This is a genomic window from Clostridium fessum (assembly GCF_003024715.1).
GTDB lineage: Bacteria > Bacillota > Clostridia > Lachnospirales > Lachnospiraceae > Otoolea > Otoolea fessa.
The window spans coordinates 996,204-1,020,510 of the sequence record NZ_PYLO01000001.1 but is presented as its reverse complement, the minus strand read 5'-3'; the positions used below and the strand labels follow the sequence as shown (position 1 = coordinate 1,020,510).

22 protein-coding genes and 1 pseudogene are annotated in these 24,307 nt (G+C 48.1%); 9 read left to right on the top strand and 14 right to left on the bottom strand.

From position 1 onward, the window contains the following. The first annotated feature begins 47 nt into the window (after positions 1 to 47). The 7 genes from C7U56_RS04765 to C7U56_RS04730 all read left to right on the top strand — a co-directional run bounded on the left by C7U56_RS04765 (position 48) and on the right by C7U56_RS04730 (position 7,091). Complete coding sequence (locus C7U56_RS04765) at positions 48 to 656, top strand: regulatory protein RecX (protein WP_107000341.1); 609 nt, start codon at positions 48 to 50, stop codon at positions 654 to 656. 220 nt (positions 657 to 876) lie between these two features. Further along, positions 877 to 2,424, top strand: coding sequence for a ribonuclease Y (gene rny / locus C7U56_RS04760; protein WP_107000340.1), 1,548 nt, complete (start codon positions 877 to 879; stop codon positions 2,422 to 2,424). A 597-nt stretch (positions 2,425 to 3,021) separates the two neighbouring features. Continuing rightward, on the top strand, positions 3,022 to 3,819 hold the full coding sequence (gene proC / locus C7U56_RS04750; protein WP_022359673.1) for a pyrroline-5-carboxylate reductase: 798 nt from the start codon (positions 3,022 to 3,024) through the stop codon (positions 3,817 to 3,819). A gap of 55 nt (positions 3,820 to 3,874) precedes the next feature. Beyond that, positions 3,875 to 4,447 (top strand): NUDIX hydrolase, encoded by a 573-nt coding sequence (locus C7U56_RS04745; RefSeq protein WP_107000338.1) that lies wholly within the window; start codon positions 3,875 to 3,877, stop codon positions 4,445 to 4,447. 213 nt (positions 4,448 to 4,660) lie between these two features. After that, positions 4,661 to 5,221 (top strand): hypothetical protein, encoded by a 561-nt coding sequence (locus tag C7U56_RS04740; RefSeq protein ID WP_146143907.1) that lies wholly within the window; start codon positions 4,661 to 4,663, stop codon positions 5,219 to 5,221. A gap of 316 nt (positions 5,222 to 5,537) precedes the next feature. After that, positions 5,538 to 6,431: a site-specific tyrosine recombinase/integron integrase gene (gene xerA / locus C7U56_RS04735; protein ID WP_338108846.1), complete on the top strand. Its 894-nt coding sequence runs from the start codon at positions 5,538 to 5,540 to the stop codon at positions 6,429 to 6,431. Between the two features lie 135 nt (positions 6,432 to 6,566). Beyond that, on the top strand, positions 6,567 to 7,091 hold the full coding sequence (locus C7U56_RS04730) for a lactate racemase domain-containing protein (protein WP_107000336.1): 525 nt from the start codon (positions 6,567 to 6,569) through the stop codon (positions 7,089 to 7,091). Here the strand turns inward: C7U56_RS04730 and C7U56_RS04725 are convergent. The 12 genes and pseudogenes from C7U56_RS04725 to C7U56_RS04660 form a co-directional block, all read right to left on the bottom strand. Further along, positions 7,014 to 8,870: a recombinase family protein gene (locus C7U56_RS04725; protein ID WP_001820670.1), complete on the bottom strand. Its 1,857-nt coding sequence runs from the start codon at positions 8,868 to 8,870 to the stop codon at positions 7,014 to 7,016. The two genes, C7U56_RS04730 and C7U56_RS04725, sit on opposite strands and share 78 nt — an antisense overlap. A gap of 54 nt (positions 8,871 to 8,924) precedes the next feature. Further along, the gene (locus C7U56_RS04720; protein WP_001820669.1) at positions 8,925 to 9,116 is read right to left on the bottom strand and encodes a hypothetical protein; all 192 of its coding nucleotides are present in this window, start codon (positions 9,114 to 9,116) and stop codon (positions 8,925 to 8,927) included. A 71-nt stretch (positions 9,117 to 9,187) separates the two neighbouring features. Further along, positions 9,188 to 9,418, bottom strand: coding sequence for a YdbC family protein (locus tag C7U56_RS04715; RefSeq protein ID WP_001206986.1), 231 nt, complete (start codon positions 9,416 to 9,418; stop codon positions 9,188 to 9,190). 45 nt (positions 9,419 to 9,463) lie between these two features. Continuing rightward, entirely contained in the window at positions 9,464 to 10,318 is an 855-nt protein-coding gene (locus C7U56_RS04710) for a ParB/RepB/Spo0J family partition protein (RefSeq protein WP_000743700.1), read from the bottom strand. A gap of 8 nt (positions 10,319 to 10,326) precedes the next feature. Then, the gene (mobV, locus tag C7U56_RS04705; RefSeq protein ID WP_001820668.1) at positions 10,327 to 11,292 is read right to left on the bottom strand and encodes a MobV family relaxase; all 966 of its coding nucleotides are present in this window, start codon (positions 11,290 to 11,292) and stop codon (positions 10,327 to 10,329) included. Between the two features lie 524 nt (positions 11,293 to 11,816). Then, positions 11,817 to 12,842, bottom strand: a complete 1,026-nt coding sequence (locus C7U56_RS04700; protein WP_001170964.1) for an AAA family ATPase — start codon at positions 12,840 to 12,842, stop codon at positions 11,817 to 11,819. A 458-nt stretch (positions 12,843 to 13,300) separates the two neighbouring features. After that, a complete protein-coding gene (locus C7U56_RS16370) occupies positions 13,301 to 13,471 on the bottom strand; it encodes a hypothetical protein (protein ID WP_000331638.1) in 171 nt (56 codons plus the stop codon). A gap of 83 nt (positions 13,472 to 13,554) precedes the next feature. Then, a complete protein-coding gene (locus C7U56_RS04690; protein WP_000323895.1) occupies positions 13,555 to 13,980 on the bottom strand; it encodes an RNA polymerase sigma factor in 426 nt (141 codons plus the stop codon). 94 nt (positions 13,981 to 14,074) lie between these two features. Then, positions 14,075 to 14,587 (bottom strand): sigma-70 family RNA polymerase sigma factor, encoded by a 513-nt coding sequence (locus C7U56_RS04685; RefSeq protein ID WP_000241709.1) that lies wholly within the window; start codon positions 14,585 to 14,587, stop codon positions 14,075 to 14,077. A 471-nt stretch (positions 14,588 to 15,058) separates the two neighbouring features. Next, positions 15,059 to 15,248 (bottom strand): annotated as a pseudogene (locus C7U56_RS04670) (cysteine-rich KTR domain-containing protein). 51 nt (positions 15,249 to 15,299) lie between these two features. Continuing rightward, positions 15,300 to 17,219 carry a tetracycline resistance ribosomal protection protein Tet(O) gene (gene tet(O), locus C7U56_RS04665; protein ID WP_087378658.1) on the bottom strand — a complete coding sequence of 640 codons (1,920 nt, stop codon included), beginning with the start codon at positions 17,217 to 17,219 and terminating at the stop codon, positions 15,300 to 15,302. Positions 17,220 to 17,585: 366 nt separating this feature from the next. Further along, positions 17,586 to 17,960, bottom strand: a complete 375-nt coding sequence (locus C7U56_RS04660; protein ID WP_001129922.1) for a TnpV protein — start codon at positions 17,958 to 17,960, stop codon at positions 17,586 to 17,588. On the opposite strand from C7U56_RS04660, the gene C7U56_RS04655 reads away from it, so the two are divergent. Beyond that, the gene (locus C7U56_RS04655; protein WP_233430182.1) at positions 17,960 to 18,895 is read left to right on the top strand and encodes a lactate racemase domain-containing protein; all 936 of its coding nucleotides are present in this window, start codon (positions 17,960 to 17,962) and stop codon (positions 18,893 to 18,895) included. The genes C7U56_RS04660 and C7U56_RS04655 overlap by 1 nt on opposite strands. Further along, on the top strand, positions 18,895 to 19,308 hold the full coding sequence (locus C7U56_RS04650; protein ID WP_233430181.1) for a sodium:solute symporter family transporter: 414 nt from the start codon (positions 18,895 to 18,897) through the stop codon (positions 19,306 to 19,308). Before C7U56_RS04655 ends, C7U56_RS04650 begins: the two co-directional genes overlap by 1 nt. Positions 19,309 to 19,348: 40 nt before the next feature. On the opposite strand, the gene C7U56_RS04645 is transcribed toward C7U56_RS04650, so the two are convergent. Beyond that, positions 19,349 to 19,834 carry a hypothetical protein gene (locus C7U56_RS04645; protein WP_107000334.1) on the bottom strand — a complete coding sequence of 162 codons (486 nt, stop codon included), beginning with the start codon at positions 19,832 to 19,834 and terminating at the stop codon, positions 19,349 to 19,351. 139 nt (positions 19,835 to 19,973) lie between these two features. Beyond that, positions 19,974 to 24,230, bottom strand: coding sequence for a 2-hydroxyacyl-CoA dehydratase (locus tag C7U56_RS04640; RefSeq protein ID WP_107000333.1), 4,257 nt, complete (start codon positions 24,228 to 24,230; stop codon positions 19,974 to 19,976). Between the last annotated feature and the right edge of the window lie 77 nt (positions 24,231 to 24,307).

Genomic DNA, 24,307 nt, shown 5'->3' with positions numbered 1-24,307 from the left:
GTTACAGCTGGCAGCGTGTGAACTGTAGCTATGAAAAGGGGCTGTATATGCGGATTGAACGCGTAGAATCCCTGGATAAGAGAAAGTGCAAAGTTTTCACGGATGAGGACTTTGCCTTTCTTTTATATAATGGGGAATTAGAAAAATACGGTGTCTGTGAGGGCGCGGTTTTGGAAGAAAGAACGGAGAGGGAGCTTTTGGATCTTTTAAGCCGCCGGGCACATGAGCGGGCGCTGAATCTTTTGAAGGTGCAGGACCGGACGGAAGGAGAAATGTGCCGCCGCCTTTTCCAGGACGGGTATCCGGATTCGATCGTGCAGGAGACGATTGGATTTTTGCAGGAATATCATTTTGTGGACGATGCCAGATATGCGGCGAATTACCTGCAGGTTCATGGAAAGCGGAAAAGCCAGGCGGAATTGAAGCTTTACCTGCAGCGAAAAGGCATATCGCGCGAGATCATCCGGGAGCAGCTGGAAGAGACAGAACATGATTCGGGCGAGGCAATCCGCGTCTTGCTTGAGAAGAAGCATTACAGGGCGGGAGAGACAGCGCCGGAGGAGGAAAAAAAGATCATTGCCTATCTGATGAGGCGGGGATTTTCATGGGAAGATATCCGGAGAGAGATGAAGGAGCAGGAGGATGCACTTAGTTGACTTTCAGGCGCAGAGTCATTTACCAAAGATAATTTTGAATGGATTTTGTTTCATGACTGTGAACGTGCAAATGTATTATGAAACAGAACAGAATGCTGTCTGAAGGTGTCTCAGGAAGCTGGTTAGGAAGCGCTTATTCTGCTTGACATACTGTATAAAACCGTTTAAAATTATAGTATTGTATTTTCGTACAATGAAAACTAAATAAGGAGGTGCTCCTGTGTCACAAGTAATAATTGCGGTTATCGTTACAGGTGTTATTGTAGCAGCTATTACTTGGGTCGTTGCGAACCAGCATCGCCAGAAGACATATGAGGCGAAGATTGGAAGCGCAGAAGAACGATCCAGGGAAATAATAGATGAAGCATTGAAAATTGCTGAGACAAAGAAGCGAGAAGCTCTCCTTGAAGCGAAGGAAGAGTCGTTAAAGACAAAGAATGAGCTTGAGAAAGAAACAAAGGAAAGAAGAGCTGAGCTTCAGCGCTATGAAAGACGTGTACTGAGCAAAGAAGAAAACCTGGACAAAAAAGCAGAAGCGATGGAAAAGCGTGAAGCGGGTATGAATGTCAAGGAGGAGGCACTCAAGAGAAAGACTGCGGAGGCAGAGGCTCTCTATGAGAAAGGTATGCTGGAACTGGAGAAGATCTCCGGTTTAACCTCTGAACAGGCAAAGGAATATCTGCTGCGTTCCGTGGAAGAAGATGTAAAGCATGATACGGCGAAGCTGATCAAAGATCTCGAGGCGAAAGCGAAAGAGGAAGCAGAGAAGAAAGCCAAGGATTATGTGGTGACAGCGATTCAGCGCTGTGCTGCGGATCATGTGGCTGAGACAACCGTATCAGTCGTACAGCTTCCGAATGATGAGATGAAGGGACGAATTATCGGACGTGAGGGAAGAAATATTCGTACACTGGAGACTCTGACGGGCGTGGAACTGATCATCGACGATACGCCGGAGGCAGTTGTCCTGTCTGGCTTCGATCCAATCCGGAGAGAGGTAGCGCGTATTGCACTGGAACGTCTGATTGTGGATGGACGGATTCATCCAGCCAGAATCGAAGAGATGGTAGAGAAGGCACAGAAAGAAGTGGAAAACATGATGCGCGAAGAGGGCGAAGCGGCTCTTCTGGAAGTTGGCATTCATGGTATCCATCCGGAACTTGTCAAGCTGCTTGGTAAGATGAAATTCCGGACAAGTTACGGTCAGAATGCATTGAAGCATTCGATTGAGGTTGCACAGTTAGCCGGACTTCTGGCGGCTGAGGTGGGCGTCGATGTACGGACCGCCAAACGTGCAGGTTTATTACATGATATTGGAAAGGCAGTCGATCACGAGCAGGAGGGAACCCACGTAGAACTGGGTGTGGCGCTTTGTAAGAAGTACAAAGAGTCCGCAACCGTTATCAATGCAGTGGAAGCCCATCACGGCGATGTAGAGCCACAGAGCTTGATTGCATGTCTGGTACAGGCAGCTGATACGATTTCAGCGGCACGTCCAGGTGCGAGACGAGAGACTCTGGAAACATATACCAACCGTCTGAAACAGCTGGAGGATATCACGAACTCCTATAAGGGTGTTGATAAATCCTACGCAATTCAGGCAGGTCGTGAGGTGCGTATCATGGTTGTACCGGAACAGGTCAGCGACGATGATATGGTTCTGATGGCGAGAGAGATTTCAAAGCGGATTCAGGAAGAGTTACAGTATCCGGGACAGATCAAGGTCAATGTAATCCGTGAATCGAGAGTTACCGAGTACGCCAAATAAAACCCGGCAGCAGGGCTGCATGGAGTAAACTTGAGCATGAAAATAAAAGTCTTATGGATGAAGATACATTACATTCATAAGACTTTTTTGTTTCATGGGAAATTGCGTCCTATGAAACAAAAAAACGCTCCGCGAGGATGCGCACTCGCGCGAAGAAGAAACATGTCGCAAGCGACCGCGCGAGACGCCCGAATGTGCCAAGGCACATTCTTTACATCTTTTTTGAGAGAGAAAGAAAAACAGAAAAATACAGGTTTTTTTCATGAAGCGGAAAACGGAAACTCTGTTTTTCGGACAGACTGAAAATTTGCATGAGCAGGGTAAAATAAAGGATCGTGAGCGTGAAGGCAGGCGGAGAAATTTTGCTTGCAAACTGTCCAAAAGACGAGTATTATAGCATGATAGAGTTGAAAAATAGTGATTATTTAGCAGCTTCATGCATTTATTGTGGCGTAATGGTAAGAAGATTGAACCGTTATCAAGATGCTGAATAGAAAGCCAGATGTGGCTGTTGGAAAGAGCAGCTGCAGTCAGACAACAAATGGAGGCTCATCCGGCAGGGAAGTGCCGGATGGCATATGGAGGGAGACAAAGATTATGGCGAAAATTGGTTTTATCGGAATGGGAAATATCGGCTATGCGATCATGCGAAGCCTGCTGAACAAATATAAAACGGAAGACATCACTTTTACGGATCTGAACCGCCGGAGAGTGGCACAGATAGAGAAAGAGACAGGTGTCAAGGCGGTTGACACAAACCAGGATTGTGCGGAAAATGCAAAATATATCGTATTAGCTATAAAACCGCAGTTTTATGACAATGTACTGGCAGATATCAAGGACCATGTAACGAAAGAAAATATTATTATTTCGATTGCACCGGGTATCACGATTGACAGTGTCAACGAGAAGCTGGGCGGTGACCGCCGTATCGTGCGTGCGATGCCGAACACGCCGGCGCTGATCGGCGAGGGTATGACAGGTGTCTGCTACGACAAGAAGCTGTTTGAAGAGACAGAAAAGCAGATGATCAGCAATTTCTTTGAATCTTTTGGTATGATGGAGATCGTTCCGGAATATATGATGAATGCGGTTGTATGTATCAGTTCCAGTGCACCGGCATACATCTATATGTTCATCGAGGCGCTGGCAGATGCGGGCGTTAAGTACGGCATGCCGCGAGATGTGGCTTACCGGATGGCGGCGCAGGGCGTTGTCGGCAGTGCGAAGATGGTACTCGAGACCGGCAAGCATCCGGGCGCACTCAAAGATGATGTCTGCTCGCCGGGCGGCACGACGATCTATGCGGTCAGCGTCCTGGAGGAGTATGGTTTGCGGAATGCGGTTATCAAGGCATGTGACGCATGCTATGAGAAGTGCATCGACCTGAAATAGTGAAAAAATGTTGAAAAAGAACCCAGAAGGAACCTGGATATAAGGGTGAGAAAATATGGAACAGAAAGTAGAAAAGCAGGCATCGCTGGAGTCCGTGCCGGTCAAACGCCTGAAACGAGAGTTAAAATATCAGGGAACCATCTTGAAAATGTACGAAGATACCGTCGAGGTAAACGGACATCAGGCAAAATGGGATTTTATCCATCATGACGGCGCGGCAGCGGTGCTTCCGGTTACGGAGGATGGAAAGATTCTCATGGTGCGTCAGTACCGCAATGCGCTGGACCGCTATACACTGGAGATTCCGGCTGGTAAGCTGGATTCGCTGGATGAGGCGAAGATTGACTGCGCGTACCGCGAGCTGGAGGAGGAGACGGGCTACCGTTGTGATCATCTGGAATATCTGATGAGCGTCAACACAACGATCGCGTTCTGTGATGAGGCGCTGGATATTTTTCTGGCACGCGATCTCAAGAAAACCCATCAGCATCTTGACCCGGACGAGGAGATTGAGGTAGAGGCGTGGGAACTTTCCGACCTTTTGAAACGGATCTACGCAGGAGAGCTGACGGATGGAAAGACTGTGTCCGCGATTCTGGCGTATGCCTGCAAAGCAGGACAGAAGTAAAAATAAGGATCAGCGAAGCACTGTGAGCATCTGTGATGAAATAAATATATGGATTAAACGCTGAAAGACGCATGAAGCTAACAGCATATAGAGGCAGATATAAAGGCATATTATAAAAAACACTGAATACAGATAAGGTAACAAAGGAATAGGCAGGGATTGCATGTGAAAAGGAGATTCCGGCTTCCGGCTTTAAGTACCTGGGATGTATCAGTGTTTTTTTGGATCCTTGGGATTGTATTGGGGACGATAGCAGCCGTTTGTTTTCAAATTTCGTCCGGGAGCGGACATGCCGGGCTGGAAAGTGTGCTGGCAGCGAGGCTTGGACAAGGAATTGGAGATCCATCGGGTGCCGGTTGGCATCTAAACGCCGGAATGAAGGCAGCCAGCCGGGGAACTTTGTTTTTTCAGGTCTGGCTGCAGCGGTCAGGGATGGCGCTGATGCTGTGGCTGGCAGGTATGACGCCGGTCGCATGTCTGGCTGCGTGGGGTGCTTGTCTCGTCTTAGGTCTGGAGCAGGCATGGCTGCTGGCAGGATTTACTGGCTGGGGCGGTTTTTGGGGACTGCCTGTATTTGTGGCAACGTTATTTCCACAGGTGGTGTTTTATATTCCTGTGTTCTGGCTGCTTCTTTCCTGGGCGCTTGCAAAGGAGAGGCGGATACGGACGGCTGGATTTTTAATCCTTTTATTGGTGCTGGGGATGGGAACTGCGCTGGAAGTGTGGCTGAATCCTGGTTTTGTATCATTACTGGTCTCACACTGCCCATTTTAATGGGGCTGTCCGAATAAAAATATAATTCAAAATTTACAACATATGGGGGTGAAAAAAGTGGACGCACCATATGTTGTATTTTTATGTAAATCAGTCGAAAAATGTAGGAAAAGTGGGGAAAATTATGTTTGATTTTATGGGAAAATGTAGATATAATGATACCTGCGGACGATAAAAGCCCTGTTTGTGGAGAAGAAGGTAAGTTGCAGATAGGGTGAGAAAACCTCAGGAGAATGGATGGTTCAGATGGAGGAATCGATAGGATTGCCGCGGAACGATATTTGCCCTGCAGGCTGGGGCTTTGGCAGAAAATGCCGTGAATAAAAGAATGGCGGAAATGGTTACGAGAATAGATTGGGGAAGTATGAGAGGGGAAGTAGACAGATTTGAACAGTACCTGCGGGAGGTAAAACAGGCATCAGAAAATACCGTACAGTCATATCGGAGAGATCTGATGCAGATGATTACTTATCTGGAGGAGAAAGAGATCCGGGAGGCGGCGAAGGTGACAAAGACCAGCCTGCATGGATATATTCTTCATATGGAAGAGCAGGGAAAGGCGCCTACCACCATTTCACGGATGATGGCGGCGATGAAAGCGTTTTTTAATTATGAATGTATGCAGGCATGCATCCGGCGGAACCCGGCGGAAAGTCTGCATGCGCCGAAAGTGGAGAAAAAGGCGCCGGTGGTCCTGAGTGTCGATCAGGTATCAGCGCTTCTGGCACAGCCATCCGGGCAGACACCGAAGGAGATTCGGGACAAGGCGATGCTGGCTCTTTTATATGCGACCGGAATCCGGGTGTCAGAGCTTATAGGGATCCAGATGGAAGATATCAATATGAACATTGGATTTCTGGTCTGTCGCGACGGGGAGAGGGAGCGGACGATCCCATTTGGACGTTCGGCGAAAGCAGCGCTGGAGGAGTATTTGGAACATGCGAGAAACGAGCTGCTGCGTGGAAAGGGATCGGACTATTTCTTTGTCAACTGTACGGGCGGCGCGATGAGCCGGCAGGGATTCTGGAAGATTATCAAATATTACGGCGAGAAAGCCGGGATTGAGGAAGATATCACGCCGCACACGCTGCGCCATTCCTTTGCGGCGCACCTGATTGCGAGAGGTGCAGACATGCGGGCGGTTCAGACGATTCTTGGACATTCGGATATGGCGACGACGCAGATGTATGCGGCGTACCGGGAAGATTGAAAAATATCATATAAATTATAAAAATAAAGCACCTGTTTTGTGAAAGACTTGACAAAACAGGTGCTTTATTATATGCTTTAGTGGTTTAAAGTGCAAATGTTTAACGCAGATGAGGAAATGTGAAGGAGAAAGACAATGGAGCAAGTACATTTAAAGTACGGAACGTCGGCGGTCGATTTTGAGGTTGACGGAGCGAAGAGTGTAAAATACCTGTATGAAAATAAGATGCGGGTCATTGAAGATATAAAAGCAGAATTTCTGCATTGTGTGACGGATGGTGTGATTGGCACGAAGCCGTTAAAGGAATTGATTGCACCGACCGATCCGGTTACGATCGTGATCAGTGATATGACGCGTTTCTGGATGCGTCAGGACGTGATCTGCGAGCTCCTGGTAAAATATCTGCACGATGAGATGGGCGTGGGATATGACCAGATTGCGGTTGTGGTTGCACTGGGAACACACCGCAAGAATACGGCGGAGGACCGCAGAAAACTTGCAAGCGAGTTTGTCTACGACCATGTAGCGAGCGTGACTGACCATGACTGTGATGCGTCGGATCTGGTATACATCGGTACGACGTCAGTCGGTCATTTTTTGCGGACAGTTCATACATGCTATCCTTTTCTGTTCTCTGCTCCTGCGTTTGCTCTCGTTTGATTTCTCCCTCCGTATCTTCTTGGCACAAGCAGGACAATACCTTGATGCACCAGAGCCCGGGACATATTCAACGCCGCACACCGTACAATTTTTAGCGGGCATTGCTGCCCACCGTTTTGTAGGTATGATATGTAATTCATCGACAAAGCCGATGAATTTATAGTAAATCTTGATTTCCTGCTTCACTGTTCCGTCTGCCATCTTCTCACGCTCCGAAACAAGTATCTTGTCTATGAGTGCGTTTATAACTGTTGCATCCAGTTCTTTTAAGCCTTGATAATTTCGGATAAGGGCGAGGAAGTCACGGATTCCCCGTGATTTCTCGTAGCTTTCATTAAGAGTTTCCGTCACCTCTTTCAGCCTTGCTTCAATTTCAAGCTGCTCTTTCTGGTATTTCCCCGACATCATCTCAAAATTCCGCTCGGTAATACGCTCCATGACCTTATCCTCGTAGAGAGAGGAAAACAGCCTGTCCAGTTCCGCAAGGCGTTTGTTCAGCTTCTTACGTTCTTTCTCTAATGCTTTCGCCCTGCTCTGGTCTGTTTCCGTGAGCCGCTTTTCTATGGCCCTGACCGCCTTTTCATCATTCACTGCCATATCCGCAAAACAGTTGATGTCGGCAAGAACGGCATTGAATAAATCCCTTGCTTCTATATTGTGGGCACTACACTCGCTTCTTCCGTTTCTTGCATAATTATTACATGAATACTGTACACAGTCGATAATCTCTGGGCGTTTCCTCCTGTGTACGTTCATTGCCCGCAGAGCACATCCGCAGTCCACACACTTGATAACGCCTGCAAAAATATTTACAAATCCTCCCTTGTTCTGTGGAAGCCTACGACTTGTAATAAGCTGTTGGACAATATCAAATTCCTCCTGCGTGACTATTCCCTCATGGGTATTGGGTATCACTTCCCATTCTTCGGGCAGCTTAGAGGGGCGTTTCTTGCTTTTCATATTGGCGGCAATCCGTTTGTAGCCTACAAGATTTCCCGCATATATCGGGCTTCTTAAAATGCTCCTCACGCTGTTCCCACTCCAAATATAGCGTTTGTCCTCGTTCCCCTCAAAATGACGTTCAAAGCCTGTTTCGCCACGCTCCGCCGCATAAGCGGCAGGGCGTAGGATATGCTGTTTATTAAGATGTCTGCAAATTTTGGCAACTCCATTCCCTTTTAATGCAAGGTCGAATATCTCTTTTACAACATGTGCCACTTTATCATCTATCAGCAGATGGTTGTGGTCGGCAGGGTCTTTGATATAGCCATAAGGGGCGGTAGTTCCCATGAATTTCCCCTGTTGAAACCTCGCCCGATATGCCGATTTTATCTTAACAGATATGTCAGCGGCATACATTTCGTTTAAAATGTTGCGGAAAGGCGTGATGTCCATAGCAGATTTATTCAAGGTATCTACGCCGTCATTGACCGCTATATACCTCACGTTATGCTCTGGGAAGAAAACTTCCAGATATAACCCACAATCAAGATAGTTTCTCCCCAGACGGGATAAATCTTTCGTAATCACGCAGTTTATCAGACCGCTTTCAATGTCTTTTATCATATTCTGGAAACTTGGTCTTTGGAAATTTGTACCAGAATAACCATCGTCCACATACGTTTTTGCTATGTGCCATCCCTGCTTTTTCACATAATCCGTGAGGATGGATTTCTGTGTCGCAATGCTCGCACTCTCGTTATCCGTACCATCGTCTTTAGATAAGCGGCAATAAATGCCGACTAAATAGATTTTCTTTTCTTCTTTGATTCCTGCCATACTGTAAAACCTCCGTATCTGTCCTATCTGTTTTCATGTCCCATTGCGTACATTCTAAGCGGACAGCCCCTCATTGTCGAAGGTGTCGCCCTCGGCAATCTTCTTCCGAATATCCTCGGAGATAATCGGGACAAACGCTTCTGTAACGGTCTGTGTGCCGACATATTCACGGCTGATTATCATCTGCACTGGTGCTTTTGGCACGATACGCTTTCTCTTTTTATCTGCTTTCTTATCCTCGCCCATACTTAAATCTTCCTTTCCAGACAGGGCAGGGAAGAGTTTGGAAATGTCCCCGCCCTGCCAATCAGATACCATTAATCCTCGCTGTTTAATTCTTTCTGTAATGCTTTAAGGAGTGCCGCCGCTTCATCAGCGTTCAGCGTGATTCCCTTGCCGCACTTTTCACGGTTCGGGGAAAAGCTGCGGATGTCATACTTCGGCTCTTTCCCATTCCATGAAATGAGATTGATTTCCTTTGTGTAGCCACTGTCGCCCGTAGACAATACTGCGATTTCCTTTACGATTTCATACTGGATTTCTCTCATTCTCCATACCTCAACTCTCTGTATTTACTTCCCGAAAAAAGAAGATTAGCGGCTGTCACGGTTGCGTTTCCTCTGCAACTCACGCTCCAAAAGTTTGATGATGGTTTCCTCCATCTGCTTCGGCGTTGTGTTCTTCGGAAAGTATTTTTTCAGCTTGCTTGTGTTGATTTTCAAGGTTTCTTTCTGGTTGCCCTTTTCCTCCGTCATAATCGCAAATATCGTATCCATGTCAAGCCGCCCGCTCTGGCTTAACTGTTTCATCCGCTGTGCCTGTGAGAGTGAGGGCGTTGCTTCTTCGCTCTCCATCGTGGCAAAGAGGTTTTCCTGCTCGTCTTTCTTCAAGAAGGACAGTTCCACCGCAGGCGTGAGGGCGATTTTCCCCTCGTCCACCATCTGCAAAATCGGCGGTATCAGTTCCGTCAGGCGGATAAAACGCTGCACGGTCATCCTGCCCACGCCGAAGCCCTGTGCCACCTTGTCGTCCGTCCGCAACTTCGTCACAACTTGTGACGAGGTTAAGTCTGTGCGGAAACCCTGCCGCTTCATGGCTTCGGATTTCATCTTGTAAGCAAACGCCCGCTCCGATGGCAGGATATTCTCACGCTGCAAATTGCTGTCTACAAGGGTGATGATGGCTCGGTCACGGTCTAAGGGCAGGACAAACGCAGGCACGGTATTTATCCCTGCAAGTTCAGAAGCACGGACACGCCGCTGTCCTGCAATCACTTCATAACCGTCCCCGTCCTCTTTCGGGCGTGTGATTATCGGCGTGACAATGCCAAATTCCTTGATGCTTTCCGCTAACTCTGACAGTGTTTCATCTTCTGCCACATGAAACGGATTGTCGGGGAACGGGTACAAGTCTTTGGTCTTTAACACCTTAAAATCCTGTTTCTTCATTCACATATCTACCTTTCTTTCGCTCTGCTTCTATGATTTTTCTGCAATTCTTCCAACACTTCGGGCGGTATTTTTGACAGCAGCCGCCCCATCTGCTCGTTGGTTCTCTGCAATTCAAATATCTTCTGATTCGCTTTCTGCACCTTTAGTTCCTGCTCGTACTTTTCATCACGCATACGCCCCGCATAGTCTGATTCCTGCCCAATTCTCTCTTTCAAACTGTCGATATACGCCTGCTGTTTCCCGATTTCCTTAGAGAATTTCTCCACGTCTGGCAGCCATGCAGAGAGTAAATCTAACGCTTTATCCCTTTTCTTCCCTGCGTTAAAGGCGTTGATGTCGGATAGGGCAGACACGATTTCTTCATACTGTTTATCAAGCCTGCCGCCTAATTTATAGAGCCATGTGGGGACGTGTTTCCGCTTGGTTTCCATTGAGGACTGCCCCCGTTCAAGCTGATTCCACCGTGAGGACATCCGCTCATGGTAGGCGGTCTGCCACTCGGATAATGATTTCTGGTTGCCTAAGATAGCTTTCGCTGACAGCTTATTGTCTGGCGTAATCGGCACAAAGCAGAGGTGCATATGGGGCGTTCTCTCGTCCATATGGACGACAGCGGAGAGGATATTCTGCTTTCCAACACGCTCCGAAATGAAGTCAAGAGCCGTCTGGAAATACGCTTTTTGTTCTTCGGGCGGTAACTGGTTCATAAATTCTGGTGAAGCTGTGATGAGCGTTTCCACCATCATCACGCTGTCTTTCCTTGTCCTGCACCCCGCTTCGGCTACCATGCGGTTAATCTCTTTCTTGTAGGTGTACTTTGGTGGTGCTATGAGATGGTAATTGTTTTTAGAGCGTTCCATATCTATATCTGGGTTGCTTTTGTAGGCTTCTTTCTTCCGCTCGTTGTGGCGTTCACAAGCCGCAACGCCGCCCGCTTTTCGTTTCTGGAAACGCAGGATTGCATAAGGCATAGGCGGATTCCTCCTTTCTTTCGGCGGGTGACCGTCCTTTGGGGTGACAGCGGTGACGGTGGTGACAGCAGTTTTGGGATACCCCCTGCCGACTGCCGCAACTGTCACCCTCACCCCCTGCATGACGGTCATGTCGATGATGACGGTGTTTTTGGGATACCCCCCTCGCAAGAGCCGTCACCGTCATGCCGCCATTCTTTTATCCGAAGCCGTAAGGCGTAGGATAGCAGGGCACAGCCCTGCCTTAAGGGAGTCCAGAGGGAACGTCTGGCACACGACTTTGCAGGGCAAAGTGTAGTGTGTTACACCCTGTAAACGCAGTCGGAAAAATCGGAATGATTTTTCTGACCGCAGGGGTGGTTTTACACGACCGAAAAGGGCGAGTAAATCTCACGCCTGCATTTTGCGTTTACGGGGTGTTCTCCCGTAGGGATGACAGCGGCAGGGTATCCTAAAATCACTGTCACCACCGTCACTGCTGTCACCCGCAGGGCAGAGCCGCCAGCTTTACATGGCTTTAAGCGTCAATGACAGTAACAGGGGGGTATCCTAATATCGCTGTCACCACCATCACCGCTGTCACCCGCCCTCCTTGCAAGGGCAATCCGCCTGCCGTCTTTCCTGCGGCTGTACTGGTAGCAGATACGGTTCTCGCTTAAAAATGTGGTGCGGTATTCATTCAGCCATTTCGTAATCACCGTGGGTATGGTTTCCGTTTCCCCCATAGCGGCTAACAGTTCCGTTGCCGTGCCTATCCATTCTTCCTTATCCCTCATAAAATCCACCAACCGAAAAAGGACATCTGGTATCGTTTCTTTCGCAAGCTGCTCCTGCGTTTTCCGCTCCACAAGCTCCCAACGGCAATCACGGAAACGCAGCGTGTATTCCTGATAAGGCGTGTCCCTGCCCGTCACATACAGCTTGGCGGTGTCAGACGCACGTTTCTCCTTTTCCAGAACAAAGGTAGCGTCCGCACTCCCCGTTAATCCTGTCGTCCCAGACACCTTGTTGAACACGTCGCTGTCATTCTGCTTTCGGATGTGGTGTACGACAATGACCGCCAGAGAGTGCCTGTCGGCAAAGTCTTTGATGAGGGAGATGTCCCCATAGTCGCTTGCATAGGCATTGTCTTTTGAAGCTGTACGGACTTTCTGCAAGGTATCAATGACAATGAGCCTGCTGTCTGGGTAATCTTTCAGATAATCTTCAAGCTGCACGATAAGACCGTCTGACAGCTTGCAGCTTGCCACGGCAAAGTGGAGCCGCCCGCTTGCTTCGTCCGTCAAACGAAATAACCTGTCCTGTATGCGGCAGAACGTGTCCTCAAGGCAGAGGTAAAGCACATCGCCCTCCATTGTCGGCATATCCCATAAAGGGATTCCCTGCGACACGCATAAGCATAGCTTCAGCATGAGCCAGCTTTTGCCTATCTTCTGTGAGCCGCAGAACAGCGATAAGCCTGTCGGGATAAGGCTGTCCACCACAAAGGATGGTTTCTCAAGCGGTTCATAAAGGAGCGTTTCGGCGTTGACTGTCTGTAACTTCTGCATGGCTTTCCTCCTTTCGGGCGGTGTCTTTGTTTTCGTTGCACATAGGCGTTGACCTCCTTAAAAATAGATTTACTCCCACGGAAAAAAGTGAGAGTATGTAATGCCGCCAATCCCACACAAATAAAAAACAGATTTCTTTTTCGGGCGGTGTCGGTCACGGTTGGAGATATTTCTTCAATTTCCACCTTTACTTTCTCCTTTGCAATCGCAACAGATTTCTGTATTGCCGAAGCGGTGCAATGCTCCATAGCGGCGATTTGGTAAAAATTGAACTCATACTCGTAGTAGAGCAGGAAACGCCGCCTTTGTATCTCTGGAAGGCTCCCAACCGCCTTATAGAGCGTTTCATTCCGTTCTTCCTCAACCATGCGTTCATCAAGGCTCTTAGGCACACGCAACGCCCGTCTGTAAAGGGTTTCGTCCCATACCTCGTTAAACTCCCTGTGCCGCTCGTCCCATTAGAAAAGATTCCTGTTCCTGCGCTCCATCTGCCGAAACTCCATAAAGAACTGTTCCGACACTTCCAACTCGTGGGATTTGCCCTGCCCGTCCTTAAAGCTGATAAAATACCTTGTGCCGCTTTCCGTGGATTCCTCCCGAAGCGTGTATGCCTTAACCCTGTATGCCATCCTGTTGTCCTCCTGCAAAAAATGAGTGAGGGGATTTCCATCCCTCACCCAGTAGCCCGCAGGATGGCAGGCTGTTTTAGAAGCTATAAAATTTTCCGCAGCTTCTTCCGCAGATGGTCTAACCTCGCATAGATGGCACCAGTCGTCAAATGCACAAGCGGGGCAATCTCCTTTGTGGAATACCCCTGCATTTTCAGCAGGACGATTTTCAAGGTACGCCCGTCCACCGTGACTAATACTTGATAGAGATTTTCGCTCTCAATCTCTTCCAGTAACTCCGCAACCGTACCCACTTCCGCCTGCCGCTCCCTGCCTGCCATGTCCTCAAGATATTCCGCAACGTCATTCGTCCATCGGTAAAACCGCCTGTTGGAATTGAAGTCTGCCCTGTCCGCCATGCGTATCTGCTCAATGGTCGCTTCATCAACGCCGCACTCACGCAGCAGCTTTTCCTCCGCTTCTTTCCAGATACGCCATTTCCTGTCCTCCCGTCCGTGGTTGTATGCCATTCTTACTTCCTCCAATCAGAATTGATTGAGAGGGCAGAGAAAAGCCCCCTCATCTTCCCAAAGGAAAAAACAAGGGGGCTGAACGCCTTAAATTTTAATTTTCTATTATCTTTCTTAGTTTTATTAGGATTCTGGCTTTGCGTTTGTTTACAACGCTCTGGGTTATGCCCAACCTCGCCCCGACTTCACGCTCGGAAAGTCCGTCAAAAAAGATTGCCTGTATCAGCTCCTGTTCACTATCCGACAGCAAAGGCAGGGCGGCTTTCAGCCTGTCCACCATGACCGCATTGACAACGGTTTCTGCAATGTCCACCGCTTCATCAGTGATAAAGTCCAGAGGATTCCCCTCGCTGTCCGTAAATCCGTCGAGAGATAGCAGTCTATTCTTTGTATCTAATTTTTGCAGATAACGCCACCGTTCCTTGTCACGGTAGAAGTCTGTGTATTGCTCCCTCACGACTTCAAGCAGACAGCCTTGAATGGGGATAAACAGCTTGTCCATATAGGTCTGGTCGGATTCCCTGCAACGGCAGAACTCCGTGTAGGATAATTCCACATAGCCGCCACTTTCTCTGATATATACCTTTCTTGGTGCATATTTCACCATAAATACCTCCCATCTGAATTTTTGAAATGTAAAAAATCCAGATGGAGAGGCGGAGAACGACACCGCATATCAGAAACAGCCCTACGGCACTTTCCAACAAAAATCGACAAAAGAAAAACCGCAAAGGCTCTGTGACCTTTACGGTTATAGGAAATAGTAATTCTATTGTATGGAGATTGTACTTCTACTTTCAAGGTGAGAAGTACCGTTGCACTGGCAGAAATTTTTTTAACTGGTTTCCTGCCGTTCTCTGATATGCTATGTATTGATAAATTTTGCTTCGTATGAGCAGATAGATAACTGCCCGAAAAAAGGACATAAAAAAATCCCTCCAAATTTAAAAACAAATTCAGAGGGTAATTTAGGGTATAACAAAATAACCCACCCGAATATCGTTTTTTTTATTTGGTGAGTTTGTTCTTTCAAATACGAAACAAAAAGAGCCGATGATTCGTGAATTGTTCCACAATTTCATCGGCTCTGCGTCTTAAGCGTCTGGCTCTTTGATGACAGTTATCTTCAAGTTGTCAACTTTAATCAATCTTTCTTGTCTGCATTTTGGACAATAAAGGGGATAATTCTCCAAAACAGTGTCCTTCCTAATTTTATTACGGGTTTTGCTCCCACAAACAGGACACAATATCCATTCGCATTTCATCATAATTAGTCTCTAATCCTTTCAAATCTCATTTTATATGACTTTTGCAAGCTGTTAAGCTAACTTGTGGAACATATGCCGAACCTTATCTATACGGCTATTCGGGCGGCGGGGTTGGCAAATAAATTTACCAATAGCTGGCTGGTATCCTTTTAACTCTGTCAAGCAGACTCCCTGCCCATTTGTGAAATAAGTTAAATCGTTCCTGTATTCTTGAATACATCTAGCAGGGATTTCTCCTTTCAGAATGACCTCGTCATTCTTTATCTGAGTACTTACAATATCTGCACAATACCTTGGAGCATCATGATACGCCCGTGAGAGATATTCCTGCGGTGCATAAATTTCAAAGTGGAGATATGGCTCTAATAGTTCTGTCCCTGCTTTTTTTAAAGCCTGCTCCAATACGATAGGGGAAAGCAGCCGAAAGTCTGCGGGGGTACTTACAGGACTATAATACAATCCATATTCAAAACAGATTTTACAGTCTGTCACTTTCCATCCATACAGCCCCTGCTCGCAGCCATAAAGAACCCCCTCCATAACCGCATTTTGGAACGATTGATTTAAATATCCAAGTGAAACTCTGCTTTCATACTGCACTCCGCTTCCAATAGGGAGCGGCTCTATGGACAACCCGACAGAAGCCCAGAAAGGATTTGGCGGGACTTCTATGTGGATGGTATATTCTGCTTTTCTAAGCGGTCTTTCCATATATATAACAGTAGGCTCTTTTATTTCTGCCTCCACATGATATTTTTCCTCAAGGATGGCACAAATGACTTCCATCTGCACATTCCCCAAAAAAGATAACATAATCTCATGTGTAACAGTATCAATGTCAAAATGCAAAAGAGGGTCTGTATCAGCAATCTCTGCGAGGGCATTTAACAGGGCTTCCCTTTGCTCCGGCTTTTGCGGCTCTACCGTTGTCCGAAGTAATGGCATGGGATTATCAATCCATGTTTTGTGAGGCAGGAGTTTTTCATTTCCCAGAATGTCGTTCAGTTTCAAAGTATCATCAGCTAAAATAACAATTTCTCCCGGACAGGCATGGTCAGCCGGGACGATTTCACCGTTTGTCGGAACATACATCTCTGTGATTTTTATTTTCTCTTTTTCAGATATTCTAATAACATCCCTCAAATGCAATGTTCCGCTATATATACGCACATAAACAAAACGCCGCCTTTTCTCTGAATATTCAATCTTAAAAACCTGCCCGCATAGTTCAGATTGACCTTCAGGCGTTGATGAATAAAATTTACTGGCAATTACTTCTATAAGCTGCCGAATCCCCAGATTGTTTTTAGCGCTTCCGTGATAAACGGGAAATAACGTTCCGTTTTGGAATCTCCTGTTTTCTTCCTGTTCCAGTTCTGACATTTTAAACGGTTTCCCTGACATATATTTCTCTAATAGTTCATCGTTTCCCATAATTACCGCATCCCACTGTTCCATATCGTCATTGTCCGTTACATTTATATGGGGATGCTGCCCAACCTTTTGCTTCACTATAATTTCCGAAGAAAGCTTTGCTTTCATTTCCCGATATACCATTGGCAAATCAATCCCCTCTTGGTCAATTTTATTGATGAAAAAAATTGTCGGAATCTTCATTATCTGTAGTGCATGAAACAGTATACGGGTCTGTGCCTGTATGCCATCCTTTGCAGAAACTAATAATACTGCTCCGTCTAATACGGATAAAGAACGGTATACTTCCGCCAAAAAATCCATATGGCCTGGCGTATCTATAATGTTGACTTTTACATCCTCCCACTGAAAAGATGTCACTGCTGTCTGGATAGTGATTCCCCTTTGACGCTCCAAATTCATTGTATCTGTCCTTGTTGTGCCTTCATCTACGCTCCCTAGTTCTGCAATTGCACCACTGGTATACAATAAACTTTCCGTTAATGTTGTCTTTCCTGCGTCAACGTGAGCCAGAATGCCTAAGTTAATTATTTTCATGTGATTTTCCTCCTATCAACACCCAAAAAAGGGCATAAAAATACCCAGTGATAAATACTCCTATCACTGGGTAAATAACTCCAATAGCCCCAAAACACTTATATGTTTTCGGGCATATAAAATTACATGATAAAAGTATTCTTAAACTGGGTACAAAAAACTAAGCCCCATATTAAAAGTGAAACGGGACTGCTACTTTTTGTTCCCACTATCAAATTGACAGTTTATTTAAGAATACCTTGCCGCATATTTATTAACTCCTTGTATAATACTGAATCTAATTATATTCCTTAACCCTTTATTTGTCAAGCTGACAAACTAAAGCAGAAAAAGCGGCAGGATTTCCCCCTGCCACTAATCATCTGTTTATGCAAAAATAATTTCCTTTTCCACAATCTCCCTCGCACAAGCCCTTATGTTATTGAGGCATCCTGTCCATTCTAAGGCGTTTTCTGCCTTTAGCTGTTCCGTTATGCCCTGTGCCTGTTTCATACCCTCTATGAGCCTTTCAAAGCGTTCCTGTGCCTGTCTGTTGATGTCGGCAAGGTAGGCGTTTAGCCTGCCGCTTGTAAGAAGATTGGTGTATGTAACTTTACGGTACTGTTTTAGATAATCTAAATGCCGTTGCCCCCAGATGCCTATTGCCTGTTCTTCTTCGGCGGGTACAGTTAAGCACGGTATCAAATAATCCCCTTGCCTTTCGTATTTGCCGCCCAGTTCCTCAAATAATGATTTTGCCATTGTCTGTTACCTCCACATTCTTTTTTATTTTGAATGTCCGCAAAATCCGTCCTACATCCTTCGGAACGCGTGTATCGGTCAATCCGCTGGCAGTCGGCAGAAAGGTCATCTGCATCGGCGGTACGGTGCACCATCTGATGGCAGGCTACGGCGGCGGAAGAAAGAGCATCGTTCCAGGTATTGCTTCCCGTGAGACGATCCGCATGAACCATGAGCGTGCGTTGGATCCGGAGAAACCGATGACGGATGTGCGTGTCGGCAGCGGTTTGGTGGAGAACAACCCGATCAATCTGGATATGCGCGAGGCAGGTGCCATGGTGCATGTTACGTTCGGTATCAATATCGTGGTAGATACGTCTTCCCGCCACAGCGGTTTATTCTGTGGTGAGTTTGACAAGGCATGGCAGGCAAGCTGCAGTTATGTACAGAAGGGATACGGACTGCCGATCGACTATCAGGCAGATGTCGTAATTGCAAGCTGCGGCGGTTTCCCGAAGGATCTGAATTTTTATCAGTCCACCAAGACGCTGTTTAACGCATCGAGAGCGGTCAAAGAGGGCGGTACACTCATTATGCTGGCGGAATGCCCGGAGGGAAGCGGTTCCAAGGATTTCTTCGACTGGATTAAGCCTTTCTCTAAGGGATGCCTGGATGAGGCACTGCGTGCGTCTTTCACCATCGGTGGCTATATTTTCTACGTAGCCTGCGAGTCCATCCGTCGTTCGAAGACGCTGCTTCTGTCTTCCATGGAGCCGGAGCTGGTTCGGGATATGGGCGTAAGATCGTTTAAAGATATGAAGGATCTGCTGGCAGAGGTAGACTTTAACGGAAAAGATGTATATGTAATTCCGTACGGCGGAAGCGTGCTCCCGCAGACAAAGGAAGCCTACGAGCGTATTTGCCGCGAGGCAGAGGAAAATGGAGGCGCGAAGTAATGAATATTCCGCTGCTAATTGTTATTTTATATGTGCTTCTGCTGTTTGGCATCAGTATCTATGTGTCTTACAGCCAGAAAAAGGATTCAGAGAACTTCCTTTTATATAAAGGAAAAAATAATGCGTTTGTCGTGGCAGCTAGTATCGCGGGTCTGGCGATCGGCGGCGCTTCGACGATCGGTATCGCGGAGAACGCTTTTACCGTGGGGCTGTCGGCAGGCTGGTATGATACAGCATGGGCGATCGGCGCGGTTGTTTCTTCTATGCTGGCAGTCCGTTACCTGCGTAGAAGCCAGTACACGACCATCAGCGGTCTTGTAAGGGACCTCTATGGCACAAAGACGAAAATAGAAGAGCCAAAAATAGAAGAGTTTAAAGTAAAAAAGAACGTCAAACCCAAGCGAAAAACTTAGAATTTGACGTTCTTTTTGCATATTTATATTCGATTCGATGCTACTCAACCGTCCCGGCGTCTTTGATATAGGAAATGAAACTCTTCTTGATCGAGGTCACGATTTCTTTGCATTGTGTATATTCTTCGCTGTCGCTGGCATACTGCTCGTCGTAGTGCGGATCCAGAATGAAGATCTTGTTGCCGCAGAAGCCTAAGATGGTGCAGCCGTTTAAATCGCGGTAATGCGTGTCCTCAAATGCGAGAATGCGGAAGAGAAGTCCGCCTCCGTTGGCTTCATAGGCTGTTTTTTCATATACCTCGTAGGAATCCCCGCTCGGAACCATGATGAGTCTCGAAAATGCCTGGGATGGAAGTTTGAATGAAAAATCGTCGGTAATTACTTTGGAGCCGGTCAGCTCGATGGAGAGGTTGTCCGGGTCCTCCTGAGAAAAACTCACAACCTGTGCGGAATAATCAGCTGCATAAGACGGCGTCACGTAGAGAGCCGCAGCCAGAGCCGCGCAGAGGAATAATTTTGATTTCATCCTGAGATCTCCTTTTAGTCTGTCTTTTTGTTCCCCTATATAGAAGATAGGCTATGGAATCCATAGCCTATCTTAAACTCCATATAAATTTATTATAGCACAGACGTCTTTAAAAGTCAGCTGGAAATTTTATCCAAAATCATCCAATTCTCGAATCTTTTTTCCCTTCTGACAGGTTCTTCTGTGCGGTGGAAAGCATCAGTTTGATACGATTCAACTGATTGACTTCACTGGCACCCGGATCGTAGTCTACGGCGATGATATTCGCCTCTGGATGGCTGGCGCGCAGTTCCTTGATGACGCCTTTTCCGACGATGTGGTTCGGCAGGCAGCCGAACGGCTGGGTGCAGATGATGTTCGTCGTGCCGCTGTGAATCAGTTCCAGCATCTCGCCGGTCAGGAACCATCCCTCGCCGGTCTGATTGCCGAGGGAAACGTAATGCTTCGCCATCGACGCCAGATCCTGAATCCGTGCAGGCGGAAGGAAATGTGTGCTGCGTTCCAGTTCGCGGCGGCAGGTGCGGCGGAAATACTCCAGCAGGGAGATTCCCATGTTGCACAGGTGTGCGGTGGAACGTTTGCCGCCCAGATTGTCGGCTTTGAAGTTGCTGTTGTAGAAGCAGTAAAGCAGGAAATCAAGCAGATCCGGCATTACAGCCTCGGCACCCTCGGCTTCCAGAAGCTCTACCACGTGGTTGTTTGCTAACGGGGAGAATTTTACCAGGATCTCGCCGACAATGCCAACCCTCGGTTTTTGGACATTGCGTCTTGGAAGTTCGTCGAAGTCATGAACAATACCGCGGATGTTGCGGTTAAACTCTGCCATGGATAAAGAACGTTTCTGCAGTGATTTGATGCAGATTGCTTTCCATTTCTCATGCAGGGCGTTGGCGGAGCCGGCTTTTGCTTCGTATGGGCGGGTCGCATAGAGAACACGCATGAAGAGGTCGCCGTAGACAACCGCCTGCATTGCTTTGGTAAGAAGCGGCAGGGTGATTTTAAAGCCCGGATTCGTCTCCATGCCGTTGGCATTTAACGAGATAACCGGAATCTGCGGCATACCGGCGCGCTCTAAGGCACGGCGGATAAAGCCGATATAGTTGGAAGCACGGCAGCCGCCGCCGGTCTGGCTCATGATAACGGCTGTGTGCTCTAAGTCGTATTTGCCGGAGAGCAGCGCATCCATGATCTGACCAACCACGATCAGGGACGGGTAGCAGGCGTCGTTGTTGACGTACTTAAGTCCTGTGTCGACAGCGGTACGGTCGGAGTTCTGCAGTACCTCCAGGTTGTAACCACAGCTTCGGACTGCCGGTTCGATGAGGTCGAAATGGATCGGCGACATCTGCGGGCAGAGGATTGTGTAGTTTTTCTTCATTTCCTTCGTGAAATAAACACGGCTGTATGCGCTGGAAACGATCGGTTTATGGTAGTGGCGCATCTCGCGCACACGGATTGCGGCGATCAGGGAGCGCACACGGATACGTGCGGCGCCGAGGTTGTTGACCTCGTCGATCTTGAGCAGCGTATAAATTTTGCCGGAGCGGGTCAGAATATCATTGACCTGATCAGTAGTAACTGCGTCCAGACCGCATCCGAAGGAGTTGAGCTGGATCAGATCCAGGTTTGGCTGTGTCTTCACATAGGAAGCTGCCTCGTAGAGGCGGGAGTGGTACATCCACTGGTCGGTGACGATCAGCGGACGGTCAACGCGTCCTAAATGGGAGACGGAGTCCTCGGTCAGCACGGCAAAACCGTAGGAAGTGATGAGTTCCGGAATGCCATGGTTGATCTCCGGATCTACATGGTACGGTCTGCCTGCCAGCACGATGCCGTGGTGTCCGGTTTCTTTTAACCAGGCGATGACTTCCTCGCCCTTCTTTTCCATATCCTGACGGGAGGCGATGAGTTCCTGCCATGCCTTGTGAGCGGCGGCGCGGATCTCTTTCTCCGGGATCGACTGATCCCTGGTAAATTCTTCGACCAGACGTTTTGTCAGGATTTCCTCATTTGTAAATGCCATAAACGGATTCCGGAAATGTACCTTGTGATCCGTCAGGGATTCTACGTTGTTTTTGATGTTTTCCGCGTAGGATGTGACCATCGGGCAGTTGTAGTGATTTCCCGCTTCCGGGGTTTCGTTGCGCTCGTAAGGAACGCACGGATAGAAAATGTAGGTCAGTCCCTGGCGGATCAGCCATTCGATATGACCGTGCGCGAGTTTTGCCGGGTAGCACTCGGATTCGCTCGGGATTGATTCAATACCAAGTTCGTAGATCTGTCTTGTCGATTTCGGGGACAGAACGGTGCGGTACCCCAGTTCCCTGAAGAAGACTGCCCAGAACGGGTAGTTTTCATACATATTCAGGACACGTGGGATGCCGACGGTACCGCGCGGCGCCAGATCGGCGGTCAGCGGTTCATAATCGAACATACGGTGGTATTTATAGTCGAATAAGTTCGGAATGTCTTTTTTCTGTTTGTTGCCGCCCAGTCCGCGCTCACAGCGGTTTCCGGTCACGAACTGACGTCCGCCATCGAAACGGTTGATCGTCAGGACGCAGTGGTTTGTACAACCCTGGCAGCGTGCCATCGTCGTCTTGTAGGTCAGGCTTAAGATCTTGTCGATCGGCAGCATCGTGGTCGTCTTGGAAGCATCGTAGCGCTCACGGGCAATCAGAGCCGCGCCGTAGGCACCCATGATACCGGCAATGTCCGGGCGGACTGCCTCACAGCCGGAGATCTTCTCAAAACTGCGGAGAACCGCATCGTTATAGAAGGTACCGCCCTGTACGACCACGTGTTTTCCGAGATCGGAGGCGTTGGTAATCTTGATAACCTTAAACAGGGCGTTTTTGATGACGGAGTAAGCCAGTCCGGCAGAAATATCTGCGACGGAAGCGCCCTCTTTCTGCGCCTGTTTGACGTTAGAGTTCATGAAAACAGTACAGCGGGTACCGAGGTCGGTCGGATTTTTGGCAAAGAGTGCCTCCTTGGCAAAATCCTGTACGCTGTAATTTAAGGATTTAGCAAATGTCTCGATAAAGGAGCCGCAGCCGGACGAACAAGCTTCGTTGAGCTGTACGCTGTCTACGGTGCCGTCCTTGATCTTGATGCATTTCATATCTTGACCGCCGATATCAAGGATGCAGTCTACATCCGGCTCAAATGCCGCCGCTGCGTAGTAGTGGGAGATCGTCTCGACCTCGCCCTCATCCAGCATCAGGGCAGATTTTAAGAGCGCTTCACCGTAACCGGTGGAGCAGGAATAAGCGATCTGTGCTTTCTCAGGAAGCTGGTCGTGGATCTCCTGCATCGCGCGGATCGCCGTCGCCAGCGGGCTGCCGTTGTTGTTGCTGTAGAAGCGGTATAGAAGAGAGCCGTCCTCGCCGACAAGCGCCACCTTGGTTGTGGTGGAACCGGCGTCAATGCCGAGGTAGCAGTTGCCTTCGTAGGTCGCTAAATCACCTTTTTTGACGTCATGACTTGCATGGCGGGTTCTGAATTTTTCATAGTCAGCTTCATCAGTAAAGAGGGGTTCCATCCGCTTTACCTCGAAATCCATCTTGATGCCGTGGGAAAGCCGTTCGATTAGATCGTGCAGGCTGGCAGTTGTCTTCGGATCAGAGTTCATCGCCGCGCCGATCGCCGCAAACAGATGCGAGTGATCCGGGGCAATGATCTGGTCCGCCCCCAGATTCAGGGTGCGGATAAATGCCGCGCGCAGCTCCGAGAGGAAATGAAGCGGTCCACCGAGAAACGCAACATTGCCGCGGATCGGCTTGCCGCATGCCAGACCGCTGATGGTCTGGTTGACAACCGCCTGGAAAATGGAGGCGGACAGATCCTCTTTGGTTGCGCCTTCGTTGATGAGAGGCTGGATATCCGTCTTGGCGAAAACGCCGCAGCGCGCCGCGATCGGATAGATTGCCTTGTAATTTTTCGCGTACTCATTAAGACCGGATGCGTCCGTCTGAAGCAGCGAAGCCATCTGATCAATAAAAGAGCCGGTGCCTCCGGCGCAGATTCCGTTCATACGCTGGTCGATGCCGCCGGTAAAATAAATAATTTTCGCATCCTCGCCGCCAAGCTCGATGGCAACGTCGGTCTGCGGGGCATAATCCTTCAGGGATGTGGCAACCGCCACAACCTCCTGGACAAATGGAATGCCCAGATGCTTAGAAAGTGTTAAACCGCCAGAACCAGTGATGACCGGCTCAACGGTCAGTGCGCCAAGTTTCTCTTCACCCTCACGGAGCAGGTCCGCGAGCGTCTCCTGTATGTTTGCAAAATGACGTTTATAATCGGCGAAAAGAAGCGTACCGCCGTCTTCAATAATAGATACTTTAACCGTTGTGGAACCGATGTCGATTCCTAATTTTTTACAGGAATTCATGTACAATCGGGGCAGTGCCCCTTCCCTCCTTTGTATTACACATGTATTCGGCTATACTTTAACATAGAATAAGGAAG

Coding starts and splice junctions, on each gene's coding strand:
- C7U56_RS04765 (WP_107000341.1), top strand. CDS start 48: ATGCGGATTGAACGCGTAGAATCCCTGGATAAGAGAAAGTGCAAAGTT.
- proC (WP_022359673.1), top strand. CDS start 3,022: ATGGCGAAAATTGGTTTTATCGGAATGGGAAATATCGGCTATGCGATC.
- C7U56_RS04745 (WP_107000338.1), top strand. CDS start 3,875: ATGGAACAGAAAGTAGAAAAGCAGGCATCGCTGGAGTCCGTGCCGGTC.
- C7U56_RS04730 (WP_107000336.1), top strand. CDS start 6,567: ATGGAGCAAGTACATTTAAAGTACGGAACGTCGGCGGTCGATTTTGAG.
- C7U56_RS04725 (WP_001820670.1), bottom strand. CDS start 8,870: ATGGCAGGAATCAAAGAAGAAAAGAAAATCTATTTAGTCGGCATTTAT.
- C7U56_RS04720 (WP_001820669.1), bottom strand. CDS start 9,116: ATGGGCGAGGATAAGAAAGCAGATAAAAAGAGAAAGCGTATCGTGCCA.
- C7U56_RS04715 (WP_001206986.1), bottom strand. CDS start 9,418: ATGAGAGAAATCCAGTATGAAATCGTAAAGGAAATCGCAGTATTGTCT.
- C7U56_RS04710 (WP_000743700.1), bottom strand. CDS start 10,318: ATGAAGAAACAGGATTTTAAGGTGTTAAAGACCAAAGACTTGTACCCG.
- mobV (WP_001820668.1), bottom strand. CDS start 11,292: ATGCCTTATGCAATCCTGCGTTTCCAGAAACGAAAAGCGGGCGGCGTT.
- C7U56_RS04700 (WP_001170964.1), bottom strand. CDS start 12,842: ATGCAGAAGTTACAGACAGTCAACGCCGAAACGCTCCTTTATGAACCG.
- C7U56_RS16370 (WP_000331638.1), bottom strand. CDS start 13,471: ATGGCATACAGGGTTAAGGCATACACGCTTCGGGAGGAATCCACGGAA.
- C7U56_RS04690 (WP_000323895.1), bottom strand. CDS start 13,980: ATGGCATACAACCACGGACGGGAGGACAGGAAATGGCGTATCTGGAAA.
- C7U56_RS04685 (WP_000241709.1), bottom strand. CDS start 14,587: ATGGTGAAATATGCACCAAGAAAGGTATATATCAGAGAAAGTGGCGGC.
- C7U56_RS04660 (WP_001129922.1), bottom strand. CDS start 17,960: ATGGCAAAATCATTATTTGAGGAACTGGGCGGCAAATACGAAAGGCAA.
- C7U56_RS04650 (WP_233430181.1), top strand. CDS start 18,895: ATGAATATTCCGCTGCTAATTGTTATTTTATATGTGCTTCTGCTGTTT.
- C7U56_RS04645 (WP_107000334.1), bottom strand. CDS start 19,834: ATGAAATCAAAATTATTCCTCTGCGCGGCTCTGGCTGCGGCTCTCTAC.
- C7U56_RS04640 (WP_107000333.1), bottom strand. CDS start 24,230: ATGAATTCCTGTAAAAAATTAGGAATCGACATCGGTTCCACAACGGTT.